This is a genomic window from Pedobacter sp. ASV12 (genome assembly GCF_016429155.1).
GTDB lineage: Bacteria > Bacteroidota > Bacteroidia > Sphingobacteriales > Sphingobacteriaceae > Pedobacter.
Genome location: NZ_JAELUC010000042.1, coordinates 24,991 through 32,490, shown reverse-complemented (window position 1 = coordinate 32,490; position 7,500 = coordinate 24,991). Strand labels below are relative to the sequence as shown.

9 protein-coding genes and 1 tRNA gene are annotated in these 7,500 nt (G+C 44.6%); 2 read left to right on the top strand and 8 right to left on the bottom strand.

The window, feature by feature from the left end; translation table 11 throughout:
• Positions 1 to 212: hypothetical protein (locus tag JHD69_RS21010; RefSeq protein WP_233165879.1), on the top strand; the 212-nt coding region annotated here is incomplete at its 5' end.
• 22 nt (positions 213 to 234) lie between these two features.
• Positions 235 to 729: a hypothetical protein gene (locus JHD69_RS11555; RefSeq protein WP_199140459.1), complete on the top strand. Its 495-nt coding sequence runs from the start codon at positions 235 to 237 to the stop codon at positions 727 to 729.
• A gap of 386 nt (positions 730 to 1,115) precedes the next feature.
• Here JHD69_RS11555 and JHD69_RS11550 read toward each other — a convergent pair.
• From JHD69_RS11550 to JHD69_RS11515, 8 genes are all read right to left on the bottom strand, one after another.
• Positions 1,116 to 1,189 (bottom strand) — tRNA-Pro (locus JHD69_RS11550).
• 309 nt (positions 1,190 to 1,498) lie between these two features.
• Positions 1,499 to 2,269, bottom strand: a complete 771-nt coding sequence (gene xth, locus JHD69_RS11545; RefSeq protein ID WP_199140457.1) for an exodeoxyribonuclease III — start codon at positions 2,267 to 2,269, stop codon at positions 1,499 to 1,501.
• Between the two features lie 29 nt (positions 2,270 to 2,298).
• A complete protein-coding gene (locus JHD69_RS11540) occupies positions 2,299 to 3,729 on the bottom strand; it encodes a PAS domain-containing sensor histidine kinase (RefSeq protein ID WP_199140455.1) in 1,431 nt (476 codons plus the stop codon).
• A 132-nt stretch (positions 3,730 to 3,861) separates the two neighbouring features.
• Positions 3,862 to 4,563, bottom strand: coding sequence for a sulfite exporter TauE/SafE family protein (locus tag JHD69_RS11535; protein WP_199140453.1), 702 nt, complete (start codon positions 4,561 to 4,563; stop codon positions 3,862 to 3,864).
• Complete coding sequence (locus JHD69_RS11530; protein ID WP_199140451.1) at positions 4,560 to 4,988, bottom strand: FixH family protein; 429 nt, start codon at positions 4,986 to 4,988, stop codon at positions 4,560 to 4,562. The genes JHD69_RS11535 and JHD69_RS11530 overlap by 4 nt, the downstream gene beginning before the upstream one ends.
• Before the next feature lie 54 nt (positions 4,989 to 5,042).
• The gene (ccoG, locus tag JHD69_RS11525) at positions 5,043 to 6,413 is read right to left on the bottom strand and encodes a cytochrome c oxidase accessory protein CcoG (protein WP_199140449.1); all 1,371 of its coding nucleotides are present in this window, start codon (positions 6,411 to 6,413) and stop codon (positions 5,043 to 5,045) included.
• Positions 6,391 to 7,326 carry a cbb3-type cytochrome c oxidase N-terminal domain-containing protein gene (locus JHD69_RS11520; RefSeq protein ID WP_233165877.1) on the bottom strand — a complete coding sequence of 312 codons (936 nt, stop codon included), beginning with the start codon at positions 7,324 to 7,326 and terminating at the stop codon, positions 6,391 to 6,393. The genes ccoG and JHD69_RS11520 overlap by 23 nt, the downstream gene beginning before the upstream one ends.
• Positions 7,313 to 7,498, bottom strand: coding sequence for a hypothetical protein (locus JHD69_RS11515; RefSeq protein ID WP_199140447.1), 186 nt, complete (start codon positions 7,496 to 7,498; stop codon positions 7,313 to 7,315). Before JHD69_RS11515 ends, JHD69_RS11520 begins: the two co-directional genes overlap by 14 nt.
• Positions 7,499 to 7,500 lie beyond the last annotated feature (2 nt).

Genomic DNA, 7,500 nt, shown 5'->3' with positions numbered 1-7,500 from the left:
GTGTGGTAGAAAGCGTAACCATTTACTCCAGTGCAGAGTTTAACCTTAAAGATGGAGGAAGAGCAAAAATCATTCGTACGGATACTCCCTGTCTAACCGATGTAAGTTTCACCACTGAAAACAGCCTAATCATAGGCAATTCAAACTGGAACGATAGAATATCTTCCTTCCGCATCAACCTGAAGCCCGGACCTGTTATCATCGAGAACTAGTACACCACTTAAATTTAATATTATGAGAATATTTATCACTATCCTTTTCAGCCTATTTTTGTTAAAAAGCCAAGCACAGGACAAGGCTAAAAACATGGCTGAGGCTCGAGCCAAAATGCAGGCATTGATGTCAAAAATGCAACAAAACCCATCAAAAACGGAAGGAAAGATTACCTACACCGTTAACGGAAAAACCTATTCGGTAACCAATGGCATCAGTACCGTAATCATTAACGGGAAAATTGGCGATATTTCTGATAGCGCACATACCGTTAGCATCGGAGATGGAAATGTACACGCTTTTAAGGTGGGGCAAAGTTACGACTGTAAAGGCTTAACAGTAATGGTAGATGGTGTGCAATATGCCCGTAGAAGTAAGGATAATATCGCTACGATAACTTTTTATAATGGCAAATCAATGAAAGGAAGTTTTTCCGGCACGGTTTATAACGAGCAGAGCAAAAAAACATTGCCTGTTTCAGGAACCTTTGAACTTTCCAACATTACGAAGATCTAAAAACCACCACAACCGTTAAAGCCATATTGATCGTTACCTGTTGTTCAGTTAGCGGTGTCTTAGTCCGAAATGTAGATCCCTACAATAATTTGATTGAATTTCAGTCTATGATAGATTCTTGCTAACCCAACTAAAAAGATCAAAATGGGTTGCCAAATAGGCCTCATTTTCTTTGCTATTTTTCGGATAAATTGTTTGTCGGGGTGGCAGGATTACCTCGGCTTCGCTACGGTGACCTTGTTGGCGGGGGAAACCAATCGAACACCTCTTGCTTCTCCTGACGTCGAAGCCGGCTTTTTGTTTCATGCTCGCACTTCGAGCTCAAAGGCTTGGCGCTTCGCCAAACAAAAAAAGCCTCTCTGCTTTCGCAAAGAGGCTTTCGTTTGTCGGGGTGGCAGGATTCGAACCTACGACCTCCACATCCCAAATGTGGCGCGATACCGGGCTACGCTACACCCCGATCGGTATCTTTTTGCCCTTTCTTGTAAAGGGATTGCAAACATAAGAAAACGGCATCACAAATGAAAATAGAAATAAGCATTTTTTTAGCCTAAATCAACATCCGCACTGAACAACAAGCAGTTAATTTTTCATTGGCATCAAATTTTTCTTATTGATCAGGTTTTTAATCGTCATACCTGCTGTTGCTGATGCATAATTTGATGCTTTTTAGGAAGCAGTTTTCGCGCTAAACCAGTTTAAAATAAGCCTAAATACTGGCTTTGAGGCATTGTTGCATAACAAGAAAATCGAGTTTCTCTTTATTGATCTACTGCAATTCGATCCACACCGGCGCATGGTCGCTTGTTTTTTCCCATCCCCGCACCTGTTTATCTACACCTGCGCTACGCAATTTTGCTGTCAGGGCATCGCTGAGCAGGAAATGATCGATCCGAAGCCCCGCATCGCGACCGTAGGCATTTCTAAAATAATCCCAAAAAGTGTATATCTTTTCTTCTGGGTAAAGCTTTCTGATGGCATCTGTCCAGCCTTGTGCCAACAGTTCCTGGTAGGCCTCGCGGGTTTCGGGCCTGAACAAAGCATCGTCTACCCAACGTTCGGGCTTGTACACATCAAAAGGCGTAGGAATAACATTGTAATCGCCCACCAACGCCACAGGCAAGCCCTGATTAAGCAACGATTGGGCATGCAGCTTCAGCTTCTCAAACCATTGCAGCTTGTAGTCGAATTTTGGTCCGGGAGCCGGATTGCCATTGGGCAGGTACAAACAGCCCACTACCATATCGTTTACAATTACTTCTAAATAGCGGCTATGTTCGTCAGCATCGTTATCGGGCAAGGCGCGCCTCACTTCCTTCATTTCGTGGCCACGGCTCAGGATGGCTACCCCATTCCAGCTTTTTTGGCCATGCCAGATGGCCTGATAACCAGCATTTTCGATGGCTTTGATTGGAAACTTGTCTTGCGGAGCTTTCAGCTCTTGCAGGCAAACTACATCGGGCTGGCTCTCGCCAAGCCAGCGGAGCAGCACCGGCAGATGCCCATTTACGCCGTTTACGTTGTAAGTTGCAATTTTCATGGGATATGGTTTTGGAAGTTTAGCCTAATTTAAGCATGATCAAGGCAAAAATAAAATGTAGAGCCAACACCAGGTTCGCTTTGTACCTTGATTTCGCTGTGGTGAAGCTTCAAAATTTCGGATACCAGGTATAAACCAATGCCAAAACCCGAAATATTGCTCGAATGCAGGGTATGTACACGGTAAAACCTTTCGAAAAGTTTTTGCTGGTCGGCCGGCGCAATCCCCATACCCTCGTCGCTTACGCTTATTTTAACCTTTGCTGCTCCTGTTTCGCAACATACTTTGATGAGGCTTTCGGTACCCGAATATTTGGCGGCATTGCCCAACAAATTGAGCATCACCTGCCCTATTTTATCGCGATCGGCACAAATAGAAGAATCCTTATCCATTTGCAGCACGATTTCATGCCCCGGGAACAGCATCTTTGCCTCAAGAATCAGTTCTTCCAACAATTCGCAAAGGCTAAATGTGGTTTTGTTCAACGGCATCCTCCCTTCTTCCAAGCGCGACAGGTTCAGAAAATCGTGGATCATATTGGTCATTTTTTTGATCTGCACATCTGCCTTCCCCAAAGCGCTAACCGTAAATTCGTCGGGATTTTTTTTGGCCCTGGCCTGCAAGAGCTGAACATAGGTTTTGATAGAAGTCAGCGGCGTTTTCAGTTCATGGCTTACAATGGCCATAAAATCGTTTTTCCGCTGATCTTCCTGCTTTTTCTCGGTAATGTCTCTGGCAATTTTAGATACGCCAGTAATTTCGCCAGCCTTGTTTTTGATGGGCGAAATGGTTAAAGACACATCGATGATTTTATCGGTTTTAGTAACCCTTTTGGTTTCAAAATGCTTAACCCGTTCGCCTTGTTTAAGTTTAGAGATAATAAGGGGTTCTTCTTCCTTGCGATCAGGAGGAATAAGGTTTAAAATAGATTGGCCGATCATTTCTTCGGACGAATAGCCAAACATGCGTTGCGCCGACGGATTCCAGCTGGTAATGATGCCGGTTAGGGTTTTGCTGATGATGGCATCGTCTGTTGACTCGATGATGGCCGCCAGTACGGCTTCTTTTTCTTCTTGTTTCCTCAGTTCGGTAATGTCTCTGGCTATTTTAGATACGCCAGTAATTTCGCCAGCCTTGTTTTTAATGGGCGAAATGGTTAGGGAAACATCGAGGATTCGTTTGTCTTTGGTGATGCGCTTGGTTTCAAAATGATCCAAACGTCCTCCCGAGCCTAAAATCCTTAAGATTGTTGTTTCTTCGTGATGGCGATCGGCGGGGATGATCTTCAGGATGGACTGGCCCAGCATTTCCGTTGCAGTGTAGCCAAATATCCTTTCGGCTGCCGGATTCCAGCTGGTTACGATACCATTTAGATCTTTACTTACGATGGCATCATCAGACGATTCGACAATTGCGGCAAGAATTGCGCTATGCTGACTTAAGTTCTGGTTAGATATCATCTGTTCACAATAGGATTGATTTGCAAAATATGCAATTGCATCAACATTTGGAAACAGGAAAAGTTGTGGCTATTCAAACTTTTTAGGCAACAACGACCAAAACCTATTGTTTACCAAGCATATGGGGTTTGGCTACCTGCATTCGGCCACATGCCCGTGCGAATGGGCATTAACGCCAGGTGACAAGAATGCTATTCCCAAATCTGCACTACGCAAGATCATCAGTGCCCCCAAAAACAGCATAAACCAAGGCATGTACCTATTTACGTTAAAGCTGATGTACTTTCGCAAAAACAGCCTGCTCATTGAGATGATAAGCATAAGCGGACTTGTACCCAAGCCAAACAGCAACATAAAAAAGGCACCGTCTTTTGGAGTTCCGGTGTTCAGCGCTGTTGCCAATGCCAAATAAACCATGCCGCATGGGATCAATCCGTTGAGCATGCCTACAAAGAAACCCCAAAACGGCAAACCATAAAATTTACCCAACAAATTGCCTATAGGCTTGAGCATGCGCTGCTGCAGACTTGCCAAGCGACCAATGTATCGGCCGCTGAACTGCAACAAGGCAAAGGCTATCAGTATTGAACCTACAATCAGGCTCAGTGTTTCCTGACTGGTAAAAACTTTTAGGCTGTTGCCCACGGCACCAACCAACAGGCCTAACAAACCATACACCAGAATACGGCCCAACTGATAGGAAACCAGTTGAAAAGCCGTACCTAACCAACTTTTTTGTTGCAAAGGCATACTCAGCATAAGCGGACCGCACATCACGGCGCAATGCAAACTGCCTAACAAACCCAACAAAAAAGCCAAGGGCAAACTGCTCATAACATCAGGTCTTTTTTAAAGAAATAAGCCTTTTGGCGGTTTGTCCACCGCAGCTCTACAAACCACAAACCCTTGCGCAGCTTAGCCCTGTCGAGCAGGATAAGGTTGGCCTGACCAACGGTGGCCCCGGTTTGCCCGAGATCATCCTTGGCTGCCGAAGCACATTTGAGCTTCAGGTCGTAAGCCACGCTGTCTGACAGCTGTATAATAACCTGGCTTGCAGTTATGCTGATTTTCGGTTCGGCCTTGTCGGCAAAAACGTTGTTGATGGCTTTATAATCGACATCATAATTTATGCCTCTCTCGTAATAATCGTCTTCCATCAAAGCATCGTTGCCATGCACTTTAAACATGTATACCACCATGCTGATGATAAACAACATGAAAATGGCCATTCCTAAAACTATTTTTCTTCCCCAGTTCATTTTAAAGCGATTGATTGGTGGTTAATAACTGTTTAATTGCGTACCGAGCGTTAATCAAGGTTGCGAGAAGAACGTGGTGCTTGCCGTACTGACGACCTTTTGCTTGGCCACCACTTCAAAAACCACTGCCGATTTATAGGTTTCGATAGCCGAAGCCTTCTTAATCAGGAAAAAAGTAAGCGTTGCCGTTCCTTCCTTGGGCAACACCAAAGGTTTTTGGATAAACTGGATACTGTCTTTTGGATCTTTAGACCGCAGCACAAACGTTATGGGCTTATTGGTTTTATTGATCAATTCGGCATTGTACAAATTGCTTACCATGCCGTCTTCCCTAAGCTGGTAAAGCGTGCCACTGGCTCTTAAAACCGTGGTTTCAACATCCTGCCTTTTGTAAATAAGGCTCGAAAACACCAGCATGATGACCGCCAGAACTACCATGTAACCATAAGCTTTGATACCCAAACGGTAAGGTTTTTGGTGCTGGATAAAATCCTGATGGTAAAAGCCAATAAGATTTAGGGGCTTGTTGATTTTGTGCATCACCTCGTTGCAGCTGTCGATGCAGGCCGTACAGTTAACGCATTCCAACTGGGTTCCGTTCCTGATGTCGATACCAGTTGGACAAACCTGCACGCAAAGTCCGCAATCGATACAATCGCCGCTGGCTGTGCTGGCTTGGCTACGTTGCAAATGCCCCCTCGGTTCGCCGCGCTGTTGGTTATACGCCACTACCAGGCTCTGGTTGTCTAACAACACGCCCTGCAAGCGTCCGTACGGACAAATAACGGTACAAACCACTTCGCGTACATAAGCAAACACCCCATAAAAAACGAAGGTGAAGATCCAAATAGATGCAAAACCGCTCATGTGCTGCGCAACAGGTTCGGTCATGATCTTATACAGCACATCGGCACCAATCATGTAGGCCAAAAAAGTATTGGCGATGCCAAAAGAGAGCAAAAGAAAAATCAAATGCTTGCTTCCCTTTTTCAGGATTTTTTCGGTATCCCACGCTTGGGCATCAAGTTTTCGCTGCTGATTGGCATCGCCTTCTATCCAATATTCTATCCTCCTGAAAACCATCTCCATAAAAATGGTCTGCGGACAGGCCCAACCGCACCATAGCCTACCCAATATTACCGTAAAACAGACAATAAAGATGATAAACAGCAACATGGCCAAAGCAAATAGGTAAAAATCCTGCGGTGTAAACAGCAGTCCGAAAAAAACGAACTTTCGTTCCAAAAAATTGAGCAGCACCAGTTGTTCTCCGTTCAATTTTAAAAACGGAAAAGAGAACAAGCAAAGCAGCAAAACGTAACTTACCCATTTACGGTAGGTATACAGCCTGCCCGAAGGTTTTTTAGGGTAGATAAAGTTCCTACCGCCTTGCTTAACGATTTTATTTTTTTGGGGTGCTTTCATTTTTCAGCGTATCAGTTGCTGCTTTGGCTTCATATTTTTCGCCTTGCGGAGCTTTGGCATTAGCCGGATGGCTTCCCTGCAACGAAACAATGTAATTAGCTACTTCGGCAATGTTAACAGAACTCATGCTTTTCTCCCAACTCACCATGCCTTTAGCCGGCACGCCGTATTTAATGGTTTTAAAGATGTCGTTGATGCTGCCTCCATGCAGCCAAAACTCGTCGGTAAGGTTAGGCCCTACCAAGCCCTGGCCGTGCTCGCCGTGGCAGGCAATACAATTGGCCATAAATACGTTTTTGCCATTTGCAATCAAGGTTTTATCTATTTTCACCGTATTCTCATCAACCTTGTTTACCGATTGGGCCAAGAATTTACGTTTGTCTTCGGCCGCTTTGGCCATTTCGGTTTCGTACTCTTGGTCTTGCTTTTGCCCATACTCGCCAATATGGTAGTAATAAATATAGCCCGCCGCAAATATCATGGTTCCGTAAAACAGGATATTGAACCATTTGGGCACCGGATTGTTGAGTTCGTGGATGCCATCGTAAGCATGTGGAATAACAAGTTCCTGCTCTTGTTCAATAGGCTTTAAGCTTAACAGTTTTGACCAGATACCAGGCTTCGATTTTTTGGTTTTGAGCCATTCTTCGTAATCCAATGGTGGCTCTGGTATATATTTCTTGTAAGGTGTTGGATGCAGCTGTTCTTTGGCCATCACCTTAAAAGCTTTGAAAAGCACCACCGAAACCAACAACAAGACAAGGGCAAACACCAAAAGGGTTAGTACCAAAATTTCGGTTACCGAAAGGCCAATACCTGGCTCTGGAATGGTTACGGCCTTGGCTTCCTGCTGGGCGGCCAAAACTGCAGTGCCAATACCCGACAATACTACTATAAGGCTAATCTTTTTCATGGGCAACATCGGTTTGAGGGTCTTCTATTGGCATCCTGCTCATCAGGTTGCTGTGGTTTTTATTAAGTTTAACAAGGTAAATGCCTACGACTATGAAAAATACCATGAACATGATCAATGAGCTGATCAGGTAAAATTCGCCTCCGGCCAGGTCTTTAATTTGATTGAACATCG

Coding starts and splice junctions, on each gene's coding strand:
- JHD69_RS11555 (WP_199140459.1), top strand. CDS start 235: ATGAGAATATTTATCACTATCCTTTTCAGCCTATTTTTGTTAAAAAGC.
- xth (WP_199140457.1), bottom strand. CDS start 2,269: ATGAAAATTGCAACTTACAACGTAAACGGCGTAAATGGGCATCTGCCG.
- JHD69_RS11540 (WP_199140455.1), bottom strand. CDS start 3,729: ATGATATCTAACCAGAACTTAAGTCAGCATAGCGCAATTCTTGCCGCA.
- JHD69_RS11535 (WP_199140453.1), bottom strand. CDS start 4,563: ATGAGCAGTTTGCCCTTGGCTTTTTTGTTGGGTTTGTTAGGCAGTTTG.
- JHD69_RS11530 (WP_199140451.1), bottom strand. CDS start 4,988: ATGAACTGGGGAAGAAAAATAGTTTTAGGAATGGCCATTTTCATGTTG.
- ccoG (WP_199140449.1), bottom strand. CDS start 6,413: ATGAAAGCACCCCAAAAAAATAAAATCGTTAAGCAAGGCGGTAGGAAC.
- JHD69_RS11520 (WP_233165877.1), bottom strand. CDS start 7,326: ATGAAAAAGATTAGCCTTATAGTAGTATTGTCGGGTATTGGCACTGCA.
- JHD69_RS11515 (WP_199140447.1), bottom strand. CDS start 7,498: ATGTTCAATCAAATTAAAGACCTGGCCGGAGGCGAATTTTACCTGATC.